The 20,899-nt window shown below is 61.5% G+C and carries 17 protein-coding genes; 7 read left to right on the plus strand and 10 right to left on the minus strand.

Annotated elements, in window-relative coordinates; all coding sequences use genetic code 11:
• Nucleotides 1–618: 618 nt before the first annotated feature.
• A complete protein-coding gene (locus HX873_RS12120; protein ID WP_166742147.1) occupies nt 619–756 on the minus strand; it encodes a hypothetical protein in 138 nt (45 codons plus the stop codon).
• 227 nt (nt 757–983) lie between these two features.
• On the opposite strand from HX873_RS12120, the gene HX873_RS12125 reads away from it, so the two are divergent.
• Complete coding sequence (locus HX873_RS12125) at nt 984–1,217, plus strand: hypothetical protein (RefSeq protein ID WP_134325966.1); 234 nt, start codon at nt 984–986, stop codon at nt 1,215–1,217.
• Nucleotides 1,218–1,304: 87 nt separating this feature from the next.
• On the opposite strand, the gene HX873_RS12130 is transcribed toward HX873_RS12125, so the two are convergent.
• Nucleotides 1,305–2,492 carry an MFS transporter gene (locus HX873_RS12130; protein WP_177122720.1) on the minus strand — a complete coding sequence of 396 codons (1,188 nt, stop codon included), beginning with the start codon at nt 2,490–2,492 and terminating at the stop codon, nt 1,305–1,307.
• 170 nt (nt 2,493–2,662) lie between these two features.
• Between HX873_RS12130 and HX873_RS12135 the strand changes: the two genes are divergently transcribed.
• The 4 genes from HX873_RS12135 (at nt 2,663) to HX873_RS12150 (ending at nt 10,364) form a co-directional block, all read left to right on the plus strand.
• Entirely contained in the window at nt 2,663–5,470 is a 2,808-nt protein-coding gene (locus HX873_RS12135; protein WP_177122721.1) for an ATP-binding protein, read from the plus strand.
• On the plus strand, nt 5,467–6,666 hold the full coding sequence (locus tag HX873_RS12140; RefSeq protein ID WP_003218906.1) for an EAL domain-containing protein: 1,200 nt from the start codon (nt 5,467–5,469) through the stop codon (nt 6,664–6,666). Before HX873_RS12135 ends, HX873_RS12140 begins: the two co-directional genes overlap by 4 nt.
• A 124-nt stretch (nt 6,667–6,790) precedes the next feature.
• Nucleotides 6,791–9,688 (plus strand): ATP-binding protein, encoded by a 2,898-nt coding sequence (locus HX873_RS12145; RefSeq protein WP_087693699.1) that lies wholly within the window; start codon nt 6,791–6,793, stop codon nt 9,686–9,688.
• Nucleotides 9,689–9,716: 28 nt separating this feature from the next.
• A complete protein-coding gene (locus HX873_RS12150; RefSeq protein WP_017477281.1) occupies nt 9,717–10,364 on the plus strand; it encodes a response regulator in 648 nt (215 codons plus the stop codon).
• On the opposite strand, the gene HX873_RS12155 is transcribed toward HX873_RS12150, so the two are convergent.
• The 6 genes from HX873_RS12155 to HX873_RS12180 all read right to left on the minus strand — a co-directional run bounded on the left by HX873_RS12155 (nt 10,365) and on the right by HX873_RS12180 (nt 16,206).
• Nucleotides 10,365–10,859 carry a fimbrial protein gene (locus tag HX873_RS12155; RefSeq protein ID WP_003218900.1) on the minus strand — a complete coding sequence of 165 codons (495 nt, stop codon included), beginning with the start codon at nt 10,857–10,859 and terminating at the stop codon, nt 10,365–10,367.
• A complete protein-coding gene (locus tag HX873_RS12160) occupies nt 10,856–11,323 on the minus strand; it encodes a fimbrial protein (protein WP_003218898.1) in 468 nt (155 codons plus the stop codon). The genes HX873_RS12155 and HX873_RS12160 overlap by 4 nt, the downstream gene beginning before the upstream one ends.
• A 10-nt stretch (nt 11,324–11,333) precedes the next feature.
• The gene (locus HX873_RS12165; RefSeq protein ID WP_236260813.1) at nt 11,334–12,245 is read right to left on the minus strand and encodes a fimbrial protein; all 912 of its coding nucleotides are present in this window, start codon (nt 12,243–12,245) and stop codon (nt 11,334–11,336) included.
• A 1-nt stretch (nt 12,246) separates the two neighbouring features.
• Nucleotides 12,247–14,823, minus strand: coding sequence for a fimbria/pilus outer membrane usher protein (locus tag HX873_RS12170; protein WP_177122722.1), 2,577 nt, complete (start codon nt 14,821–14,823; stop codon nt 12,247–12,249).
• 41 nt (nt 14,824–14,864) lie between these two features.
• Complete coding sequence (locus HX873_RS12175) at nt 14,865–15,560, minus strand: molecular chaperone (protein ID WP_003218892.1); 696 nt, start codon at nt 15,558–15,560, stop codon at nt 14,865–14,867.
• A 67-nt stretch (nt 15,561–15,627) separates the two neighbouring features.
• Nucleotides 15,628–16,206 (minus strand): fimbrial protein, encoded by a 579-nt coding sequence (locus tag HX873_RS12180; protein WP_003218890.1) that lies wholly within the window; start codon nt 16,204–16,206, stop codon nt 15,628–15,630.
• A gap of 437 nt (nt 16,207–16,643) precedes the next feature.
• Between HX873_RS12180 and mqo the strand changes: the two genes are divergently transcribed.
• On the plus strand, nt 16,644–18,290 hold the full coding sequence (gene mqo, locus HX873_RS12185; protein ID WP_003218888.1) for a malate dehydrogenase (quinone): 1,647 nt from the start codon (nt 16,644–16,646) through the stop codon (nt 18,288–18,290).
• 85 nt (nt 18,291–18,375) lie between these two features.
• Here mqo and HX873_RS12190 read toward each other — a convergent pair whose 3' ends face one another.
• Nucleotides 18,376–19,029: an NADPH-dependent F420 reductase gene (locus HX873_RS12190; protein ID WP_008437644.1), complete on the minus strand. Its 654-nt coding sequence runs from the start codon at nt 19,027–19,029 to the stop codon at nt 18,376–18,378.
• Nucleotides 19,030–19,126: 97 nt separating this feature from the next.
• Here HX873_RS12190 and HX873_RS12195 point away from each other — a divergent pair, with 97 nt between their 5' ends.
• Nucleotides 19,127–20,023 carry a LysR family transcriptional regulator gene (locus tag HX873_RS12195; RefSeq protein WP_173883044.1) on the plus strand — a complete coding sequence of 299 codons (897 nt, stop codon included), beginning with the start codon at nt 19,127–19,129 and terminating at the stop codon, nt 20,021–20,023.
• Here HX873_RS12195 and HX873_RS12200 read toward each other — a convergent pair.
• Complete coding sequence (locus HX873_RS12200; RefSeq protein WP_134325972.1) at nt 20,020–20,868, minus strand: LysR substrate-binding domain-containing protein; 849 nt, start codon at nt 20,866–20,868, stop codon at nt 20,020–20,022. The genes HX873_RS12195 and HX873_RS12200 overlap by 4 nt on opposite strands.
• Nucleotides 20,869–20,899 lie beyond the last annotated feature (31 nt).

Genomic DNA, 20,899 nt, shown 5'->3' on the forward strand with positions numbered 1-20,899 from the left:
ATTGAATATTTAACATCAATAAGGGTTAGGAAATAACCAAACCTAACCGAAGAGCTAACCTTGCCAACCCTTCGGAAAGCCACGACAGACAGGGCTTCCAGAACGACCAGCAAAAAACTAACCTTCCTTACCTCGTTCCCGTGGGTCAACATGAAAACGCCGAGTATGCCTAGGGCGGGGCACTTTTGATGCTGCGAGCTGGATCGCGCAGTACTCACAATCTTTACCTTCACGCGCCCGCCCACTCACTCACACAGCTACAGATGTCGGCGTATCCAGGGGGCATGGATTGGAGCGACAGACACTGGCGAAAAGTGCCGTGGCACAACCTTACGGAGGGGATGGGACGGGTTGTTTCGGAGAGTGGGTGGTACGAAAGTGGTACGTGGTTTTCTTTGGAGTGCTACAGGGCACGTAATACATAGCCTGTAGAGTTAGCAGTTCCAATCCATCATCGGAGCAACGGAGAAGCGACGGGAGAACGATGGCGTTGGTGCTATAGGTGAGGACATTAGGGTCTGAGATGGATAAGGCGAAGGGCGGACAGTTTAACAGGAATGGGCGTGGTGCCGTGGTGGCCAGTGCCAGAGCTCCAGCCACCCTGGCACGGTTTTCAGCTTATTTCTTCTTTTTGTCGGGCGCCTGAGTCAGCGCCGAAGCCGCCACAGATTTCACATCCGGCGGAGTGGTGGGATCCGCCAGCAGCTTGGCTGCTTTTGAAGCGATGCTTTCACTGGTTTTTTCGTCTTTAGCCATTACTTGAGCTTCCCTCTACGTAGGCCGCAGGTTCATCTGAATTGATGCCTGGTCGGCTTTAATATGTAGGGGCTAACTGTTGATATCGCCAATCAGAATATGTGCCTGGATAATTCGTCGCCAAAACGACATCAACCTGAACCGATCCTGTCCTACGGCAAAGTTTCATAATTCTCACCGGCATTGAGGCCTACGCTCAGCCCATAAGCCCAAAGGGAACTGAAAAAATGATCTCCAACCTCGTCAAAGTCGTGATGGTCGCAGGCATGTTGCTCTTGGCCGCTTGTTCGTCGGGTTCATCGGGCATGAGTAGCGACCTGAGTAGCGACCCTTGTTATTCAGGGGGATGCCAAGCCTTTGGCGACCACAGCCCCAGCAAGGCCGCCAAGATGAATTTTGGGGGCAACGCGCTGGGGAGCAGTTACGGGGAGTATGGTTCGGGGTTGATGCATGATGACTGACTGAGCGGGTGGGGCAGTCATTTACTCAGTGACTGACCCACCGCTTTCGCGAGCAAGCCCGCTCCCACATTGGATCGTGGGAGGGCTTTAGTGACCGCCTTTCATACGTCGGGCGATCAGGTAGATGCCCAAGCCTACCAGCGCCGTAGCCGCGCCAATGTAGCCCGTGCTGGTCCACCCATACCCCGCCGTAATCGCCATCCCACCGAACCACGGCCCCAGCGCATTCGCCAGGTTGAACGCCGCGTGGTTGGACGCCGCCGCCAGGCTCGGTGCTTCATGCGCAATGTCCATCAAGCGGATTTGCAGCGGCGCGGCCATGGCGATCATGGTGCCGACCAGGCCGATGCCCAGCAGTACGCTCCACAGCGAACTCGCGGCGAAGGTGAAGAAGATCAGCACGGCCATCGACCACACCATAATCCAGCCCACGGCGCGAAATTGCAGGCGATCAAACAGCTTGCCGCCGGCGATGTTGCCGATGATGCCGCCTACGCCAAACGCGGCCAGACCGAATGGGATCCACTGCGGCGAGACTTTGGTCACTTCGAGCATGGTCGGCGCCAGGTAGCTGAACACGCAAAACATCCCGGCAAAACCAATAGCGCCAATGGACAGCGCCATCCACACCTGCGGTTTGGTGAAGGCACGCAGTTCTTTGCGCGGGTCGCTGCGGGGGTCGTCGTGGCGGTCCGGTACGAATTGCCAGACCAGCGCGATGGTGCACAGGGCGATAGCACTGACCAGCGCGAATGCCGAGCGCCAGCCAAAGTGTTGACCGAGGAAGGTCGCGATGGGGTTGCCGAGCAGCATGGCCAGGGTCAGGCCCATCATCACGCGGGCGACGGCGCCAGCGCGTTTGTCGTTGGGCACCATGCTGGAGGCGACCACGGCGGCGATGCCGAAGTAGGCACCGTGGGGCAGGCCGCTGATAAAGCGGAAAGCCACCAGCGAACCGAAGGTCGGGGTAAACGCCGTGGCGAGGTTGCCCAGGGCATAAAGGCCCATCAGCAATAGCAGCATGTGTTTACGCAGCAACTTGGCGCCGAGGATGGCCAGCAGCGGGGCGCCGACCATCACGCCCAGCGCATAGGCGCTGATGGCGTGGCCCACTTGCGGTTCGCTGAGATTGAGGTTGTGGGCGATGTCGGGCATCAGGCCCATGATGGCGAATTCGCCGGTGCCGATCGCAAAGGCGCCCACGGCCATGGCCGCTTCCATTTTGGCGGCGCTGCGCGCGGGCAGCACGTGCCCGGGTGTTTGCTGGATAGTCATGGGTAACTCTGTTTGATGAAGTGCACGAAGGACAGCCGCCGATGCTACGCATGCAGCGACGAAGGTGTCTAGAACAGCGTGTTGCGCGAGAGTTCCATCGGCGCAAGCAGTGCGGGGCTTTGAGATCCGTCTTATTCAACTACCCTCTCGCCACGCTTACTCTTTTGGCGATGAAGCTCAAACATTTCCTGCAACCACTCGACTCTTCTTTTTCGACGCCCAAGGCCGCGCGCAAGTTGTTGCGGCTGTTTGCCCTGGCATTGGTGCTCGGCGTGTATGTGGGTGCCTACAGCTACTTGCGTGCGGCGTTGAATGAGGAAATTTCGCTACGGCGCAGTTATATGAATGAGGCGATTTCCGATGCGCAGAGTTTTTTTGTCAGCCGCCAGACGCTGCTCAAAAGCCTCGGCCTGTCGACGGTTCGTCATGTCACGCCACCCGTGGGCAACCTCAATAATGTGCCGGCCGAAGAGTTGCACATCACCTTGGGCGAGGCGGGCAATATCTGGAGCCTTTGGCTGACTAGGCGCCTGCTTGATTACCTGCAGGTCAACCAGGTCAACCTGATCTACGTCGCGCAGCGCGCCGAGCCGGTGGTGGAGCGCCTGTTTACCGTTGGGGCGGCCCCGGAGAATGTGCCGCAGCCGGTATTGCAGCGGTTGATGGCGGTGGACACCGGCAAGGTCTCGGTCAGCGATGAGTTGTGGCTGACTGAGCAGAGCCGCCTGGATTCACCGCTATACATCTTCACCCGCCTCGACGACCGTAGCCCCACGTCGGGTTGGCTCGGGCTGGAGGTGGACGGCCCGGACCTGATCAACGCCCTGCAGCATGAAAAAGCCGGGGACTTCATGTTGCTTGACGGCGCCGGGCAGCTGATTTTCAGCAGCACGCCTCATCAACCCTCGGCTGCGCAGGTGCTGCGCCAGTATCACGCCACGGCCAGCTTTGGTTGGGAAGGCAGCCGCTGGCTGCCGGATCGCTTGGCCATTCGCAAGCACCTGGGTTACTCCCAGTGGCAGATCGTCTACAGCCTGGAGCTGAGTTCACTGTTGCCCAGCCTGGCCATGCCGTTGTTGCTGTGCCTGCTGTTGTGCGCAGCGGCCAGCTTGTTGATGGTGCGGTTGGTGCGGCGCATCGATCAGCGTTTGATTATCCCGGCAGCCAATCGCATCGAAGCGCTGGTGGAGAGTGAGGCATTCAGCAGCGCGGTGATTCGCATCGCGCCAGTGGCCTTGTGCGTGCTGCGCCGCAGCGACGGCGAGGTAGTGCTGGAAAACCCCCTGTCCCGGCAATGGCTGGGCAACGGCCACGAGCGCCAGCAACTGTGTCACGGCTGGATTCGCCGCGCGTTCGATGAGTCGGAACAAAGCAGCACCGACGAGCTGCAAATGGCCGACGGTCGTCACCTGTACCTGAGTTTCGCGCCAACCCGTTACCAGCGTGAGGAGGTGCTGATCTGCGCCTTCAGCGACATCACCGAACGCAAGCAGGTGGAGTTGGCCCTGCAGCAGGCGCGCACGCTGGCGGACGCGGCGAATGAGGCCAAGACCCTGTTCCTGGCAACCATGAGCCATGAAATCCGCACGCCATTGTATGGCGTGCTGGGCACCCTGGAATTGCTTGCGCGCACCGACCTTAACAGCCAGCAGCGTGGCTACCTGAATGCCATCGAGGGCTCGTCGGCGAACTTGCTGCAAATGATCTGCGATGTGCTGGACGTGTCGAAAATCGAAGCGGGACAACTGTCCCTAGAGTTCAGCACGTTCTCACCGATCGAGTTGGTGCAGGAAGTGATCCAGGGCTACGCAGGCGCCGCCCAAAGCAAGGGCCTGCAGTTGTTCGCCTGCCTCGACCCGCAGTTGCCCGACCACGTGAGCGGGGATGTCACACGCATCCGCCAGATCCTGAATAACCTGCTGAACAACGCGCTGAAATTCACCGAAAGCGGCCGGATTGTCTTGCGTCTGCGCCTGGAAAGCCGTGAAGGCGAGCGCACGATGTTGCAGTGGCAGGTAGTCGACACCGGCAAGGGCATCGCCGAGGAAGACCAGCGGTACCTGTTCGAGCCGTTCTTCCAGGTCAGCGGCAATGCGAATGTGGTCGCCGGCAGCGGCCTGGGCTTGTCGATCTGCAAGCGCCTGATGCACTTGATGAACGGCGCCTTGCGGGTGGTCAGCGAACCGGGCCTGGGCAGCAGCTTTTCCTTCACCTTGCCGCTGGAGCAAGTCAACGACGACGACCAGGCTCCCTGGGCGCAGCCGCTGCTCGGCGAGCGGGTGTATGTGGTGTCGCCGGTGCGTGAGCTGGCGGAAAGTGTTGGCGGCTGGTTGCGTCGCTGGGGCGCGCGCGCGCAACTCGGTGCGCCGGAGTCCGCCGAGGCCGACCCCGGCGCGGTATTGGTCGAGCTGTATCCCGGCCCGACCGAGCCCGACCAGTTGCTGCATTGGTCCGGGCCGCGGGTGATGGCCGCGGTCGACGAGCATGGCGCTTATCCCTGGCAGATCGGCCTGAACAACCTGCAGGCGCTCAACCGCGCGGTCAGCCGCGCCCAGGGCAGCGAAGAGTTGTTGTCGCCGAGGATCAGCGAGAAGCCCACCGAGTTCAGCCTCAACCTGCGCCTGCTGGTGGCCGAAGACAACCTGATCAACCAGTTGATCCTGCGCGACCAGTTGGAAGAGCTCGGCTGCAGCGTGGTGCTGGCCGGCGACGGCATTGAAGCGCTGTCATTGTGGGGTGATACCGCGTTCGACATGATTCTCACCGACGTCAACATGCCACGCATGAACGGCTATGAACTCACCGAACAACTGCGTCGCCTGGGTTGCTCACTGCCGATCATCGGGGCCACCGCCAACGCGATGCTCGACGAAGCCGAGCGCTGCCTGAACGCTGGCATGGATCATTGCCTGGTCAAGCCGTTCACCCTGCGCGCCCTCTACCAGTGCCTGCATCGCTATCAGAGGAGGGTGCTTTGAGCGCCTATCGCGTACTCATCGTGGAAGACCATCCTTTCCAGCATGAGTACTTGATCAACGTCTTCCAGGCCATCGGCGGGTTTGACGTCGATGTGGTCTGGGATGGCGCCACCGCGCTGCAACGCCTGGCCCGACAGCGCTACGATCTGCTGCTCAGCGACTTGATGATGCCGGGGATGGACGGTGTGCAACTGATCCAGCACTTGGCCCGCATGCACGCGCCGCCTGCGCTGGCGCTGATGAGCGTGGCGTCGCGGCGCATGTTGGTGGGCGCCGGGCAGGTGGCCGGGAACCTCGGCCTGACCGTCGCCGGGCTAATCTCCAAGCCGGTGCGCGAACGCGAGGTGCGCACCCTGCGCGATTGCCTCGACAAACTCGCCGAGCAGGCGCGCACGCCGTGTTGCCACCGGGGTGTCAGCCATGCCCGGGAGAACCTTGAGCGCGCCTTGGCCAATGGTGAAATCCAGGCGTGGTTCCAGCCGAAAAAATCCCTGCATGACGGGCGCATCGTGGGCGCCGAAGCCCTGGCACGCTGGGTGCACCCGGTGGAAGGGTTATTGATGCCCGGCGCGTTTCTTGACGACATCGAGCGCCTTGACCTGGAAACCCGCTTGCTCACCTGCATTCTCGGCCAAACCCTCATCGCCCAGGCCCAGTGGGCGCAACTCGGTTACCGGCTGCCGGTGTCGATCAACCTGCCCACGCATTTGCTCGACCAGAGCGACCTGGTCGACCGCCTGCTTGCCCAGGTGCAAAGCCGCGACGCCGAACCCCGGCAAATTACCTTCGAATTGATGGAAAGCTCCACCACACGGCTGCCCAGTAACTACTACGCTGGAGCATGTCGCTTGCGCATGATGGGCTTTGGGTTGGCGCAGGATGACTTCGGCAAGGGGTTCAGTTCCTACTTCAACCTGGTGTCGACGCCGTTCAACGAGGTCAAGATCGACCGGTCACTGGTGCATGGCTGTGCCGAGAACGAAAGCCTGGCGTCGGCCTTGCAAAGCATTGTCGAGCTGGGCCGCAAACTCGGGCTGACCACCATCGCCGAGGGCGCCGAGACCCAGGCGGAGCTGGCGGTGTTGCGGCGTATCCGCTGCGATCAGGTGCAGGGTTTCCTGATCTCCCATGCCGTGGCGGCGGAAAAATTCAGCGCCCTGTTAATCGAGGATGGCCCTGCGCCAGCACTTATGTGAGTGGCCAGGGTCACACAGTCAAGAAGCCCGAAGGAAGGGTCGCCCGGTCAGCCGGGCGTTATTGGCCAATGCCGGGATCAAGCATAGGCCCCATATCCTGATTCAGGCTTCTGCGGTACTGACGATGAAACATGCAAGTCTGCGCCTGGACAAGCTGGCGCAAAGCTCTCAACGCTTGAACAAAGCCCTGTTATTGCTCACGGGGCTCGCCTTGTTGCTGTCCAGCAGTTGCTATTGGGCGGTGTCGCGGTTGCTCGACGCTGAACAGGAAAAGGTCGAGTTCCACTTCGCCCGCGTGGTGGAGATCATCCATGAGCACGAGGCGTTCCTGCGCAACGTGGCCAGTGGCTACAGCCGCAGCAACGCGCCGCCGCTGCCGGCCGTGCAGTCGACCTCGGTGGTGGAGTTGCAGCACGAAGGCGGGCAGGTGGTGTTGCAGGCCAAGGGGTTTGCGATGTCGCTACCCTTCACCTTGTCCCACGCCGAGACGTTCTCGGCGGATGACACGCGCCGGGCACTGGCGTTTGGCGTGCAACTGACTGACTACTACGGCGGCTACTGGGCCAGCTCGTTTTACGCCTCGCCGCAGCTGTTCGTGTTCACCCCCAATGCCGTCGCCAGCCTGGCCGTGCCCGGCGTGGGCGGCTTGCGCCAGCACCAGCCATTGTTGCGCGAGCAGTACCGCGACGTGGTGAGCCGCTTGCAGCAACTGCAACAGAGCCAAAGCCTCCTGCTGACCGACAGCCGCGTGCGCTGGATGCGTGCGCCGCCGCAGTTGTACCAGAACAGCCGCAGCGTGGTCGCGATGATCGGCCTCGACGCGCCTGCCGCCGTATTGCCGGCCAATCAGCCTCAGGGCCTGCTCACGCTGGCGGCGGTGGTGGACACCTCGCAGGTCGACGAAATCGAGCGAGTACTGCAACTGTCGGTCTACAACCAGTTCACCCTGATCTCGCCCCAGGGCGACGTGTTGCTCGGCAGCCTCGGCGATGAACACATGGCGCCCCTGGGCCTGAGCTTCAACAGCCAGGGTTTGCGCTTCAAGATGCTCAGCGAGGGTGGCGAGCACTGGACCGGCCTGTACGCCATCAGCTATCAGGATTTCCTGCGCTACGCCAAATGGCCGCTGCTGGGCCTTGGCCTGACGTTTCTGGCGGCCGTGCTGCTGGGCTGGTGGATCAACCATTGGTACAAGACCCGCATCGTCAGCCCGGCGCAACGCGCGCAGGAGCGTCTGTTCGAGAGCGAGGCATTCAACCGCATCATGCTGCACAACGCCCCGGTGGGATTGTGCGTAGTGCGCCGCAGCGATCACCAGTTACTCCTGGAAAACCAGCGCGCGCTGCAATTGCAGGGCACCGCACCGCTGCTCGACGTGCTCAAGGCCAACGATGGCCCGGACACCCCCGGCGAGATGTGCCTGGCGGTGGAGGGGCGGTACTTGCAGGTCGTGGTGGTGGCGGCGCGGTACGAAGGTGAGGACGTGTTCCTCTGCGGCTGCAACGACATCACCCGACACGTGGACGAAGCCCAGTTGCTGACCCAGGCGCGCCAGGAAGCCACCGAAGCCAACGAGGCCAAAACCGTGTTCCTGGCAACCATGAGCCATGAAATCCGCACCCCGCTGTACGGCGTGCTCGGCAATCTGGAACTGATGGCCCTGACCGACATGAGCGAGCGCCAGCGCCACTACCTGGAAATTATCCAGGGTTCGTCCACTGTGCTGTTCCAGTTGATCAGCAACGTACTGGATGTATCGAAAATCGAATCCGGGCAAATGGCCGTGGAAGCGGCGCCGTTCAGCCCGGGCCAGTTGGTGGCGGAATCGGTGTTGGCGTTCAGCGCGACCGCGCGCAATAAAGGCTTGCAGATCGATGCCGAGATCGACCCGCTGCTACCGCCGCAACTGCTTGGCGATGCTGGCCGCATCCGGCAGGTCCTGCATAACCTGCTGGGCAACGCGATCAAGTTCACCGACTCCGGGCGCGTGCGTTTGCGCCTGATGGTGCAGCAACTACTTGACGATAAAGTGACCCTGCAATGGCAGGTCACTGACACCGGCGTGGGCATTCCGGAAAAGGCGCTGGACCAGTTGTTCAAGCCGTTTTATCAGGTAGCGGGCGACCAGGACGGCAATGGCGCCGGCCTGGGCCTGTCTATCTGCTCGCGCTTGAGTGAGTTGATGGGCGGCAGCATGCGCGTGGTCAGCGAGCCAGGGTTGGGCAGCAGTTTTTCGCTGTTCATCACCTTGCCGGTGCTTCAGGAAACCCTGCCCTCTGCGGAACAACCGCCGATGCCGCCGTGCCTGGACGCACCGTGCCTGAACGTGCGCGTGCTGGTCGCCGAAGACAACCCGGTCAGCCAGGCCGTGCTGCAAGAACAGCTCGAGGCCCTTGGCGCCCACCCCACCGTAGCGCGTGACGGCGAGCATGCGCTGCAAATCTGGGGTTCGCAGCCGTTCGACCTGGTGATCACCGACATCAATATGCCGCGCCTCAACGGCTACGACCTGGCCCGCGCGTTGCGTGAACAAGGCGTCCAGGTGCCGATCATCGGCGTCACCGCCAATGCCCTGCGCGAGGAGGGCGAGCGTTGCCTGGCGGTGGGCATGAACGCGTGGGTGGTCAAACCGCTGAGCCTGAGCATGCTGCGCCAGGCGTTAATGGCGCACTGCCGGCGAGCCACGGCCTTGCCGGTGGTGCAGGTGGACCGGGACCGCGAAGGCTGGATCGAGCTTTCCCCGGCCATGCGCCAACTGATGGCCGACACGTTGCTGGTGGATGTGCAGCAGATCGAACAAGGCCTGACGGCCGGCGATGCCACCCTCGTACGTGAGCGTTTGCACAGCCTCAACGGCGCGCTGGCCAGTGTGCGTGCCGGGGAACTGTCCAGCGCTTGTCAGGCATGGGAGAACACCCTGTACGACGCACCGCTGGATACATACGCCACCACGCAGATTCGAGGCGTGTGCGCACGGCTTACAGCGGTTGCGCAGTGCTTGCTGGCAGAGTCGCAAACTTGATGAAAGCCCATTACAAGGAAGATAAAGAATGCGAGAAATGAACGTTGTGATCGCCGATGACCACCCGATCGTACTGGTGGGCGTGCGCGAAATTGTGCAGCGTGATTCACGCTACAGCCTGGTGGGCGAGGCGGTCAGTTCCAGTCAACTGATCGAGCAGTTGCGCAAGCACCGGCCGCAAGTCCTGATCACCGATTTCAACATGCCGGGTGACGACACCTATGGCGATGGGTTGAAGCTGATCGAGTACATCCTGCGTCACTTTCCCGCGACCCAGGTGCTGGTGCTGACCATGATTTCCAACAGCCTGATTCTCACCCGCTTGCAGGAATTGGGTGTGGCCGGGGTGATCCAGAAGAACCACCTGCACGGCGAGATCGAAAAGGCCCTCGGCGCGATCAGTGCCCAGCGCAGTTACCGCGCACCGGAGCCCGCCGCGACTTCGGTCTTGGCCAATGTGACCCAGGTGCAGGCGCGCTTCCAGAGCCTGTCGCCACGGGAGATGGAAGTGCTGCGTTTATTCGTGACGGGCATGAGCGTGAGCGATATCGCGCGGCAGTTGAGCCGCAGCAACAAGACCGTCAGCGCGCAGAAGATTTCGGCCATGCGCAAGCTGGAGGTGGACAGTGACCAGGCGCTGCTGACCTATTGCATCGAAGCCCGGCAGTTTCAGTAATCAGCGGTACGTCATCTGCATCAACAGGGTGGCTTTGTAGCTACCCGCCTCGGGCAGCTCGCCCAGGGACACGGGCTTGACGCGCAGGGTCAGCGCCAACGGTTCGTCTTCTACCGGCCAGGTGCCGGTTTGGCCCAGGCCGATCCCCGGCTTGTCGGTCTTGTCACGCAATTGCACCTGCAACCCCAGGGATGGGAGATTGGTGAGCAGCACCGGGCTGACGGTGAGGGCCCGGGCCATGCCCGCCGACAAACTCAGCTCGACCTGAGCGCCCGCCTGACAGTCGAAGACCAGCGGCACATCGGTGGCGACGGTGCTGCCGTCGGCCAACTGGTTGAGGTTGACCTTGCCCAGGTCCACCTGTTGCGTACTCGGAAACCTTGCGGTGCACGGCGGTGCGGTCAGCTTGCCGCTGACGTCGATCTGCGCTTCTTCCGCCGCTTGCGCAAGGGCGGTGCTGGCTACGGCCAGCAGCATCCAGGCGAGCGCTTTCATAGGTAATTGAGGGTCATGACCATCGACGAGGTGAACGCGCCCGGCGCCAGCGTGCCGCGTTCGACCAGTTGCGCCTTGAGGCTGATATCCACGTCGCCGCTGAGGTTGGTGTATTTCTTGACGGTGCCATTGAGGTTTGCCGCCGTGTTGTCCGCCCACAGCAACGACACACCGAGGTTATCCGCCGTGGTCTTGGCCACGGTGGAGGTGTAGGTGCCGTTATTGGACGTGAAGCTGACATTTAGCGAAGAACCCGACGAGCACTTCAAGCGCACCGGCACTTCCACAGTGCCGGTGGTCGCCACCTGGTCAGTACGCACGTCGCCAAATGCGGCGGTCAGGGTTGTGCCGGTACTCAATACGCACGGTGGGCGGGTGAGGGTGCCGCTGACGGTGATATTCACCACGTCGGCAGCGTGAGCGGTGCTGCTGAGCAGCATCAGGGCGAGCAGTGGAGTTTTCATGGCAAGGCCCTCATTGATAGTCGATGTTCAGCGTGTATTGGCTCTGAAACGCACCCGTCGGTGATTGCCCGGCCGCCAGTTGTGGCTTGAAGCTCAGGTTTACGTCATTGCTGCCCACGCGTAACTGCATAAAGCGCGGGGTAGTGAAGTTCACCGGGTTCAGGGTGTCGGTCCACAGCGCCTGCATGTTCAAACCTGCCAGCGAGGTGCGCGTCACACCGGTAGTAGGGCTGACTACCGTCTGGTTTGGAAGCAGGTAGACGTTGGCTCGCATCTGCGCCGAGCATTTAATTGACACTGTGGTCGACTGCATCTGGTTATTGAGGTCGCTGTTGCTGATAGAGCCGAAGCGCAGGTTGACGCTGCCGGGTGAACTCAGGCTGCAGGCAGGCGGGACTACGGTGTATGAAAACCCTGTGTTAAGAAACCACTCGCCATAACCCAGCCAGTTTTCCGAGGTAACGCCCAGCAACACCCCTATCCAACGTGTGCCTGCAGTTTGGGGTGCTGTGCCCACCAGAATGTAGCGGTAAGGCACCACAGTATTAAGGGGTAGAGGCCGGCAGTAGCCGCCCAGGCAATTGCGGCTGTATTGGCCGATATTCAGATCGTATAAATAGATGTTGTTATACGGGTCGGACCATCTCAACGGGGCTTGATTCGGGCCGCTCATGTAGTTGATTCGCGTATTTAAACCGGCTGAATAGGGGAATGCGCGGCGAACGGTGCACGTGCCCTCGAAGACGATCCTGATCGCCTGGCCCGGTGTAAACGTGTAGCCGCCGCTCGGAACGCCTGGCACTGTGCAGTTGAGATTCCCTTCGACCAACGCTTGCGCCTGTTGTGAAAGGCAGCTCAATACTGCGCACAACAGCGCAAGCATCAGCCGTCCACGCACCTTATGTGTTGCTTTAACGATCATGTCAGGAGTCCTTGGCACCCGACCCACCGGCCGCGCGCTCACATTGAATATTCATTTGGGTGATGCCGCCGTCGGCAGGCGCTGTTTCGTCCAGCTTCAATTCACGGCTGCACCACGGCTGGCCGTCGACGCTGACCAACAACCGCGCCTCGGGCGGCACGCCGGTCAGGAACGCGCGGCCTTTGTCGGCCACCAGGGTGTTGCCGAGGGCGCGGCCATCCGGGGCAAACAATTCGGCGCGGGCGGCAAACGGCGCTGCTTCGCCAAGGGGGTCGCTGATGCGAAACAGGATGCGTTGGCCGCGCCGGGTGTCGAAGTCGGCCAGTACAAACGCGCCGCGGTTTGGCGTGACTTCCTGCACCGGCTCGGCGATGTCGACGTCAGACGGCATCGACTGGGTGTCCAGCGACACGCGGTTTTTGCGATAGGGCAGGGCCTGCGGCACCACGGTGTAGCCATTGCTGTTGGTGCGCACACCGCGCTTGTTGCTGATGCCCACGTCGGCGGCGCCCGGTGTGGCGACGATCACATTGGTTTCGCCCAATGGCTGGCTGAACATCAGGTTGCTGCCATACGCCACCACCGAACCTTCGACGCCCATGTCCAGTTGGCGGCTGCCGGTGGTCTCGTTATAGGCACCGCGCACAATCGCGTTGGGCGCGTCGTATTGCGCGGCGAAGGTGCCGCCGGTCTGGCGTTGCGCGCCGCTGACTTGCTGCGACACACCCGCGCTGTAGGCCAGCGTATCGTCCTCGAACGCGTTGCCGCTCAGGGTCGCGGTGCGTGATGCCGAGCCCCGCGCGCTCTGGTTCATGTTGGCCGTAACGCGCTGGCTGCGCGTACCGCCCAGGGGCATGCTGATGCTCAGGGACAGGCTGCGGTCGTCGCTGTTGGCGCCTTTGTTCAGGCCCAGCCCAAGGGAGTAGGAAATGTCCCCGACGCTCGCGCTGTATCCCAATTGGATCGAGGTGTCGGCCTTGCTCTTGTCCCAGTAGGCGGTTTTCGACACGTTGGCATAGACCCCGCCGTAGCCGCCCAATTGCTGCGACACGTTGGCGGTGAAGTTGCTTTTCATGTGGCCGCTGCGGTACGTGTCCAGGGTTTGCTCGGTGCTGCGGCTGTTCAGCGCTTCGTTGAACGAGTAGTAGCCGCCGGTGGAGTAGCGGTAGCCGATCAGGCTGAAGTTGGTGTCGGTGGCCGCCAGGGACTTGGAATAGCGAAAGCGAAACGACTGGCCGCTGGACGTGGTTTTCTCCCGGCCCACGGCGTCGCTGCGGGCGTGGGTCACGTCCACCGAGATCGCGCCAAAGCCGGCAAAGTCGTGGGCAAAACCCAGCAGGCCGGCGTTGTATTGATTACTCAGCAGGCTGCCGCCAAACAGCGTGGTGCTGCCGCTCAAACCGCGTCGTAGGGAGGCCTGGATAAATGTTGGGGTTTGCTGCACAAAGGACGATTGCGCCGGGCGGTATTGGCCGGCGAATACCGAATAGCTTTGCTGGCCTTCGCGCAGCATGTAGGGCACCGACGAGAACGACTGGGTGTAGACCTGGCGCTGGCCGTCCGGGCCTTCCACGGTGACTTCGATGTCGCCATTGCTGGCGGTGGGGTACAGGTCGGTCAAGGCGAACGGCCCCGACGGCACCCATTGCTCATGGATCACATAGCCGCGCTGGCGGATGATCACCCGCGAGCGGCCATTGGCAATGCCGCGAATCACCGGGGCGAATTCGCGGGCCTGGTCGGGCAGCATGTCCAGATCAGAGGCGATGCCCAGCCCGCGATAGGGGATCGCGTCAAACAGGTCGCCTTCGGTGGTGGAATCGCCCAGGGTGGCGATCGCCATCATATTGCCCATGTCGCGCTGGGCGTAGGTTTCCAGCGACTCCCAGCGCCCGGGCGTGGTGCTGCCTTTTTGCCAGGTCGAAAAATTGCGCAGGCGCCAGGCCCCGGCATTCACGCCGCTCCTCAGGCTGCCGAACTGGTCCTGGCGGCGGCCGGTATCGGACTCCACGGTGCTGCCGGTGAAGCTGTAGTTGGTGAAGGCCACCTGTTCGCCGTTACTCCATTGCCGACGGCGCACTTCAAAAGGGATGCTGCCCAGGTAGGCCTGTGGGATTTCAATCGACAGGATCTGGCGGTTGAAGTCGTAGTCGTAGCTCACGCCGGCCAGGCCCTGATCGAACGCAATGCAGGTGGGGTCGGCGTCGGTGCGGTTTTGCAGGGCCGTGTCGGCCACGCCCTGGGCGCGGAAGAACTCGACATCCAGGCAGGGGAACAGGCCGGTGCTCGAGCGTTCCTGGGTGCCGGTGGCGCGGATGAAACGCACATCACGCTGTTCGATCGAGCGCTGGTTGAGCTGGATATCCACCCGGTAAATCCCCGGCAACTGGCCGTCGCTCATGGCGCTGACCTGTTGTTTCACAGCGGCCGAACTCTGCCCGCCGCCGATTTCGAGAAACGACGCATCGAATTCGTAGCCGGCGTGTGCGGGGGCCAGGTGCAAGGCGGCGGCGGCCACGAGCGGGCAGCCGAAAGCCTTCACGGCCCGACGGCGCATGAATGGGAATGAACGGAGCATGGTCGTTCCTGAAAAGGCGTTCCGGGGTTGTCGCGTGGGTATCAGTGAATGCGGATGACGGGGGCGGTCACGATGCTGCCGTAGTCATCGATGTAGCTCAGTTGCACTTCATCGCCGGCCTTTGCCTGGATCGGCAGCTCACGCGCTTCGCCTGGGCGCAGCACATCCGGCGCCTGGGTGATCGGCAGGCCGTTGAGCTTCAGTTCGCTGACCACCACGTGCAGCTTGGAGGCGTTATTGACGGCCAATGCACCCGCTTGGGCCTTCCAGTTCACTTGCGCCACCGCGTCCTTGAGCGAACCTTTGAGGCCGGCCGGGCGGTAGAACAGTTTGATCGTGGTCTTGAGCGCGATCTGCAGCACGTTCTTGCCTTTTTGATCGTCGCTCATGGCCGGGATTGCCTTGACGTTCATCAGGAACAGGCTTTCGCGGTCCTGGGGCACTTCTGGGCCACCGGTAAAAATGATGCGCAGGATATTTTCCTTGTCGGCATCCAGCCGGAACAGCGGCGGCGTGACGATAAAGTTATCGACGCTTTCCTCGTTGCCACTGCCGAAGTGGCTGACCCAGGACTGCACGAGGTAAGGCGAGGTGTCGTCGCGGTTGCTGACGCTCAGGTTGGCTTCGTTGGAAGCGCCGTCGTAGATCAGTCGCGTGGCGCCGACGGTGACGGCGGCGTTGGCGGCGCTGTGCCAGAGCGGCAGCAGGGCGAGCAGAAGATAGACTTTCAAACGCATGACAGGGGGACCTCCGGAAGCCCGCGGGCCGGCGCGCGAACGCCTGGCCCACGGTGTTGACGAGCAATTACTTGTAGGTAACGTCGAAGCTGGCCAGCGCGTGCACCTGACCGGTGCTGATGCCGGAGGTGGTCACCGCGTCGTCGCCTTCACCGGTGGTGGTGTCGGCGACGGTGCGCACGTAGGCAGCGGTAAAGTCGAAGGTATTGGACTGTGCACGCAGGTCGTAATCGGCGGTCGGCGTGTTCAGTGGCAGTTTGTTGCCGTTACGGGAGTCGGTGATCTGGATCGCGATGCCGCGCACCTGGTTTTCACCGGTCAGGCCCAGTAATGTCGGGTCGCTGGCGTCTTGCTGGCCGCTGAAGGTGATCGCGACGTTTTTACGGGTCGCGGTGCTGCAGTTGTCCAGGCTGATGGAAAACGGCTTGGCTTTATCGGTGAGCACCGAACCCACGGTGGGCGCGAAGTCAGCGATGCGCACCGGGTCCAGAGTCACCGACTTGTTCACGTCGCCGGTGGTGATGGTGCAGGCGTTATCGGTGACGGAACCGGTGAATTCGATCTGCCCGTCCGCCGCCTGAGCGGTGCCGGCCAGCAACCAGCAAGCGCCGCAGGCGAGGGTGAGTTGGCTCAGTTTGTTCAGCATTGCAGTGCCTCTTTTAAGAGAAGGAAGGTTGTCTGCCTACCCGTCAGGTAAGCCAATCCATAGTGCAATGCTGTGTTTTAGAGGCACATGAGACGGATCTTAAAAACTGGCGAACTGATGGCCGCCCGACCGCTGAGTCCATATAAGGCGCCGAGCGTGATATTCTGCGCGCCATCTTGGTCTAGCCTCTATCGAGTACGTACACCCGTATACGTCCCGGTGGTTAGCTGTCGCCCAGGTAGCTGAAGCCAATAATGATAAGAAGTCAGCGCAGAAGGGACATAAAAGTGAGGTCGATACGTCGGCCTTGTGTGCCCACCCTGCGGTCCCCGAATGAATGTGCACACCCCGCGGTGCGTTGCCTGGCGCAGCGTGATTGAGGGTTGCCCATGATCAGGGGCAGTGGGGCGGATGGCGTTTTATCATAGGTGCTACTGATGTTTAAAAAAGTAAACACTGCCCTGCTGGGGCTGGCTTTGTCGATGGGGATCACTTCCGTTCACGCGGAAGAGGCAAAGAAAGTCGATGTGCTGCTGATCGGCGGCGGCATCATGAGTGCAACCCTGGGTGTATGGCTCAATGAGCTACAACCGGATTGGTCGATGGAGATGGTCGAGCGCCTTGATGGCGTGGCCGAAGAAAGCTCCAACGGCTGGAACAACGCCGGTACCGGTCACTCGGCTTTGGCTGAGCTGAACTACACCCCGGAAGACAAGAACGGCAACGTTGAGATCCCGAAAGCGGTCGAGATCAACGAAGCGTTCCAGATCTCCCGTCAGTTCTGGTCCTGGCAGGTTCAGCAGGGCGTCCTGAAGAACCCGCGTTCGTTCATCAACTCCACTCCGCACATGAGCTTCGTGTGGGGCGATGACAACATCAAGTTCCTGAAGAAGCGTTACGAAGCGCTGCAGGCGAGCCCGCTGTTCGCCGGCATGCAGTACTCCGAGGACCCGGCGCAAATCGCCAAATGGGTTCCGCTGATGATGGAAGGGCGTGACCCGAACCAGAAAATCGCGGCCACCTGGACCCCGATCGGTACGGACGTGAACTTCGGCGAGATCACGCGCCAGTTCGTCGCTCACCTGCAAACTACGCCGAAGTTCGACCTGAAACTGTCGAGCGAAGTGCAGGACATCACCAAGAACGCCGATGGCACCTGGCGTGTCAGCTACAAGAACCTGAAAGACGGCACCAAGACGGAAACCGACGCCAAGTTCGTGTTCATCGGCGCGGGCGGCGGTGCACTGCACCTGCTGCAGAAGTCGGGCATTCCTGAAGCCAAGGAATACGCGGGCTTCCCTGTTGGTGGTTCGTTCCTGGTCACCGATAACCCAACGATTGCCGAGCAGCACCTGGCCAAGGCCTACGGTAAAGCTTCCGTTGGTGCACCGCCGATGTCGGTTCCGCACCTGGACACCCGCGTGCTGGATGGCAAGCGCGTGATTCTGTTTGGCCCATTCGCTACCTTCTCGACCAAGTTCCTGAAAGAAGGCTCGTACCTGGACCTGCTGACCAGCACCACCACCCACAACATCTGGCCAATGACCAAAGTCGGTATCCGCGAATACCCACTGGTCGAGTACCTCGCCGGCCAACTGATGCTGTCGGATGACGACCGCTTCAAGGCGCTGCAAGAGTACTTCCCGAACGCCAAGAAAGAAGACTGGCGCCTGTGGCAGGCCGGTCAGCGTGTGCAGATCATCAAGCGTGACGAAGAGCAGGGCGGCGTCCTGAAACTCGGTACCGAAGTGGTCAGCTCCGCCGACAACACCATCGCCGGCCTGTTGGGTGCATCGCCAGGCGCGTCCACCGCGGCTCCGATCATGCTGACCGTGCTGCAGAAAGTGTTCAAGGAACAGGTTGCTTCCCCGGCCTGGCAGGAAAAGCTGCACCAGATCGTGCCTAGCTACGGCACCAAGCTGAACGACAGCCCTGAAGCTGTGGCTAAAGAATGGGCCTACACCGCCAACATTCTGCAGCTGACGCCTCCACCTGCGATTCCGCAGCTGACTGCTCCAAAAGCCACCGAGGCTGCAAAGCCTGCGGCTGAGCCGAGCAAGCCAGCTTCTGACCTCGCGCTGTAAGACGTTGGTGCGGTCCTGATTCAGGGCCTGCGCAACGTAAAAAGCCCGCTGAACCGGTGACGGTCAGCGGGCTTTTTTGCAGGTGTCACCAATGAGCGGGTACTTCGACCTGCCGCTCTGCAGCTGCCAACGCTGCCTTCAGTCCCTCTTTATCCAGAGGTATGCAGTACGCCGGCTTGGCGCGTTCAAACCGCCAGCTCTCATCCAGCCCACCGGCATCTACTGCGTCGAAGCCGATCTCGTCCAGCAGGGCGATGACTTGCGCCTTGGCTGCCGGGTCATCCGCCGCGACCGGGAGCGCGCGCCGGTCGGGTGCGCCGCGGCTGCGAGCATCCTGGGTCAGGTCCGGCGCCAGGATAGCGTTGAACACTTTCACCACATTTGATTGCGACAGGTGCTCGGCCACCAACCGGCTGGTGGTGGTTTCAAAGCGGTCGAGCACGGGAATATGGCCGTCGCGGTTCGGGTAGTAGTTGTTGGCATCCATCACGGTTTTGCCTTCCAGCCACTGCGCCGGCACGCTGCGGTAATGTTCGAACGGAATCGCCAGCAGGACCAGTTCGCCAAATTGCGCGGCGTCTTGCGCAGTACCCACTTGAACCCCACGAATGCCACTCAGCACGCTGCTCATCGACTGCGGGCCGCGGGAGTTGCTCAACATCACTTCATGGCCGGCCGCCAACGCCAACTGCGCAACGGCGCGTCCGATAAAGCCTGCTCCGATGATGCCAATTTTCATGTCGGTGCTCCTGAGTTGAGAGAGACGTTATGATGATTGGCTACTGGATGAGGATAAATGGCCGTTCTGGTCTTGGTGTTGTTACTGGGAGTGGTGAATGATGGACCGCCTTTCAAGCATGAGTGCCTTTGTGATGGCTGCCGAGCTGGGGTCCTACGCCCGTGCTGCCGAACGCCTGGGAATGTCGCCGCAGATGGTAGCCAAGCATGTGGCGGCGCTGGAGCGGCGGCTGGGCGCACGCCTGCTCAACCGCACCACACGCCGGCAAAGCCTGACGGAGTTGGGAAGCGCGTACTACGAGCGCTGCAAACATATCCTGACAGAGGCAGAGGCCGCAGACTCCCTCGCCCAGATCATGAATGACACACCACGGGGCAAGCTCAAGATCAGCGCCCCAGTGACTTTTGGCTCCTACAGCCTGATGCCACTGGTGACCGAATTTTTACGCGACAACCCCGAGGTGGAAATCGACCTGCACCTGACCGACCGGTTTGTCGACCTGGTGGAGGAGGGCTACGAAGTGGCGTTCCGTATCGGCCCGCTGGCGAACAGCAGCCTCACCGCCCGGCCGCTGCAGCCCTACCGCCTGGTGGTCTGTGCGGCACCCAAATACCTGGCCGAGCGCGGCACGCCGCTGACGCCCGCTGACCTTGAACACCACGAGTGCCTGGGATACGCCTACTGGTCACGTCCGGCTGATCGCGAATGGTCGTTCTACCAAGGCGCCGTCCTGCACAAGGCCCAGGTCGCCAGCCGCCTGCACGTGAATGAAAGCCGGGCCTTGATGTCGGCCGCGCGGGATGGTTTCGGGATTGTGCTGGGGCCTGAGGATTTCTTGCGCTCGGCCCTCAAGAGCGGTGAGTTGGTGCGAGTGCTGCCGGACTATGAGGCGCCAAGTCGGCAGATGCATTTGCTCTACACCGCGAATCGCCAGCGCACCGCCAAGCTGCGGCGATTTGTCGATGCGGTGCTGTTGCGTTTCGGACCGCCCTAGACGCTGAAGCCGGCCTTGACCTGCTCATACAGATGCAGTGCCAACAGGTTGCTGCTGTCGCCAAGCAGGTACAGGTGGTGCAGCGGCAGTGGCGGCAGTTCAGCTCCAGCAATCTGGCGCGTCAATCCCTTACCCATGCGGCTTTCTTCCACCAACCCCACCGCCATGCCACTGCGGATACACGCTTCAACAGCGGGCGAACTCGCGCTTTCCAGCAGCACCCGATAGTAAGTGCCGTGCTCCTTCAGCGCTCGAATCGCTGCAGCGCGATAAGGGCAACCTGTCAGTTGCACGGCAATCGGCAGTGGCGCCTGCGGTGGGCAGCTGAAGTGTTCGGCGGCCACCCACAGCGGCTGGATTTCTCCCAGGCGCTCGCCTTGTTCCAACGGCTGGGCGCTGACAATCAGGGCCAGGTCCAACTGCCTGCTGGCGAACAGCGTGAGCAGTTCGCCACTGGAGCGCGCCTCTACCTCCAGTTCCAGCAGTGGGTTGTCGGCGACCAGGCGGGGCAGGAACTCCTGCATGAAGTCTGGCGCGTAAGAATCAGGCAAACCCAGGCGAATCTTGCCCTGCATGCGTTGCGGCGTGAGGGAGGCCAGCAAGCGGTCGTGGCTCTTGAGGAATTCGGTGGTTTCGCCCAGGAGTTTCTTGCCGTACATCGTCAGTTCAACCCCCTGGTTGCTGCGGCTGAACAGGCGTTGGCCGACCTGGTCTTCGAGCTTCTGGATCTGCGTGGTCACCGTCGAGGCACTGCGGTGCACATGATTGGCCGCTTCGTTGAATCGCTGGAAGCGGGCCACCGCGTGGAAAGTGCGCAACAGGTCAATATTCAGTTGTTTGCTCATGATTCCACTTTTAAGGATTAGTGGTACAGAT

This window comes from Pseudomonas sp. P7758, assembly GCF_013386485.1.
Classification (GTDB): domain Bacteria; phylum Pseudomonadota; class Gammaproteobacteria; order Pseudomonadales; family Pseudomonadaceae; genus Aquipseudomonas.